1 protein-coding gene is annotated in these 2570 nt (G+C 71.2%); it reads left to right on the forward strand.

What is annotated here, in order from left to right:
* Positions 1 to 2570: type I polyketide synthase (locus AB0J64_RS57040; RefSeq protein WP_364047147.1), on the forward strand; the 2570-nt coding region annotated here is incomplete at both ends.

A 2570-nucleotide genomic window follows, 5' to 3' on the forward strand; every position in this document is an offset into this window, starting at 1 on the left:
GCCCAAGACACTGCACGTGGATGCGCCGTCGTCGAAGGTGGACTGGTCCGGCGGGGCGGTGGAGCTGCTGACCGAACCCCAGCCCTGGCCCCAGAACGCGGACCGGCCGCGCCGGGCGGGAGTCTCGTCGTTCGGCATCTCCGGCACCAACGCCCACGTCATCCTGGAAGAACCTCCGGCTGAGGAAGAGCCGCTGCACGAGCCGCGCAGCGGGGAGCCGTCAGGCGAGCGGGACAGCAGCACGGCCACAGCGGCCGAGGGCGACCCTGCGGCTACGACGCCGGTGCCGTCGGTCCCTGCGGTGTTGCCGGTGCCGGTGGTGGTGTCGGCCAAGAGCGAAGCGGCGCTGCGGGCGCAGGCCGGCCGGCTGGCCGAATTCATGACCGAGCACAGCGAGGCCGGTCCGGTGGAGGTGGCGGCCGGGCTGGCGCTCCGAGCGGCGTTGGAGCATCGGGCGGTGCTGCCGGCGGTGGACTGGGAGGGTCTGCTGACCGGGCTGCGGGCACTGACCGCTCTCGAGCCGACGGCCGTTGGGTTGACGGCCGGGTCACTAGGGTCGGCGGCTGCGGTGGTGGGCCGGGTGCGGCCGGGTCGGGTGGCGGTGCTGTTCTCCGGTCAGGGTGCCCAGCGGCCTGGGATGGGCCGTGAGTTGTACAAGGCGTTCCCGGTGTTCGCCCGCGCCTTTGATGAGGCGTGTGCGTTGCTGGAGGCTGAACTGACCACCCCCGACGCTGCGGGGGTTGTGACCGGTCTGGCTGGTGGGTTGAGCCTGCGGGAGATCATCCTCAGCGAGGCCAGCGAGGCCAGCGGCACTGGCGGGACCGGTGGCTCTGAGGCTGGTGGGTCTGGTGGATCCGGTGCCGATGGGGTGCTGGATCAGACGGTGTTCGCGCAGGCCGGGCTGTTCGCGGTGGAGACGGCGTTGTACCGGCTGCTGGAATCGTTGGGCGTGCGGCCTGATTTTGTGGCGGGGCATTCGCTGGGTGAGATCACGGCGGCGCATGTGGCCGGGGTGCTGGAGCTGGCCGATGCGTGCCGGTTGGTGGCGGCGCGTGGCCGGTTGATGCAGGCGTTGCCGGCCGGGGGTGCGATGGCGGCGATCGGCTGCAGCGAAGAGGTCCTCGCTCCGGTGCTGGCCGGATACGACCAGGTGGCCGTGGCCGCGGTGAACGCGCCTGGTTCGGTGGTGGTTTCGGGTGCGTCCGACCAGGTAGCCGAGGTCGTCGAGTGGGCGCGGGAACAGGGACATCGGACCCGGCAGCTGCGGGTGTCGCACGCGTTCCACTCGCCGTTGATGGAGCCCATGCTGCAGGAGTTCGCCGCGGTGGCGGGCTCGCTCGCGTTCCATCCGCCGACCGTGGCGCTGGTGTCGGGGGTGAGCGGGCTGCAGGCCGGTGAGGAGATCACCGACCCTGGGTACTGGGTCGAGCACGTACGGCAGCCGGTCCGGTTCGCCGACGTCGTCACCACGTTGTCCCGGCATCAGGTCGGCTGTTTCGTCGAGGTCGGTCCGGATGCCCAGCTGACCCCCATGATCGAGCAAACCCTCGCCCACCACGACGACGCCAACCACGAACACGCTGACGCCCGCAGTGCCGACAGCGGCCGCGCAGACGCAGAGCCGCCCTCGGCGGTGGCCTTGCTGCGCCGCGATCGGGGTGAGACCGCTCAGCTGGCGGCCGGGCTGGGCCGGGCCTGGACGTGTGGCATGGCTGTGGATTGGACCGCCTGGCCGACCGGTGCTCGCGCCGGTGACCTGGATCTGCCTACCTATGCCTTCCAGCATCGCCGCTACTGGCTGCAGTCGGCTCCGGCCGGTGACCCGGTCGCGCTCGGTCTGGGTGCCGCTGACCATCCGATCTTGGGTGCGGTGGTGGAGCAGCCTGACGGCGGCGCTATTCTGACCGGCCGGTTGTCGGTCGCCGCGCAGTCCTGGCTGGCCGATCATGCCATCAACGCCACTCCGATCCTGCCCGGCACCGCCTTCGTCGAGCTGGCCCTGCGTGCCGGTGACCAGGTCGGCTGCCCGGCCATCGACGAACTCACCCTGCACACCCCCCTGCCCATCCCCGACACCATCACCGATGGCATCACTCTCCAGATCATCCTGAGCCCACCCGACGAGGACGGCCGACACCAGATCGGCATCCACTCCAAAGACGCCCACGGACACTGGACCAAGCACGCCACCGGAGCCCTCACCCCCGTCATCCCCGCCGACGCGGCGGCGGACCTGCGCCACGCCTGGCCGCCGCCCGGTGCTGAGCCGCTAGACACCACCGGCCTGTACGACCGCCTGGTCGATCACGGCTACGGCTACGGGCCGGCCTTCCACGGTCTCACCCGCGCCTGGAAACACGGTGACGACCTCTACGCCGAGGTGTCGCTGCCGACCGATGCCGCCGACCCAACGGGTTACGGCGTGCACCCCGCGCTGCTCGACGCGGCGTTGCACGTGGGCATGCTGGCCGGGCAGGAGGCCGAGGAGAGCGGTCCGCTGATCCCGTTCAACTGGAACGGCGTCACCCTGCACGCCGCCGGCGCCACCGCGCTGCGAGTACGGCTGCGGC

Source organism: Nonomuraea sp. NPDC049695 (assembly GCF_040674955.1).
Classification (GTDB): domain Bacteria; phylum Actinomycetota; class Actinomycetes; order Streptosporangiales; family Streptosporangiaceae; genus Nonomuraea; species Nonomuraea helvata.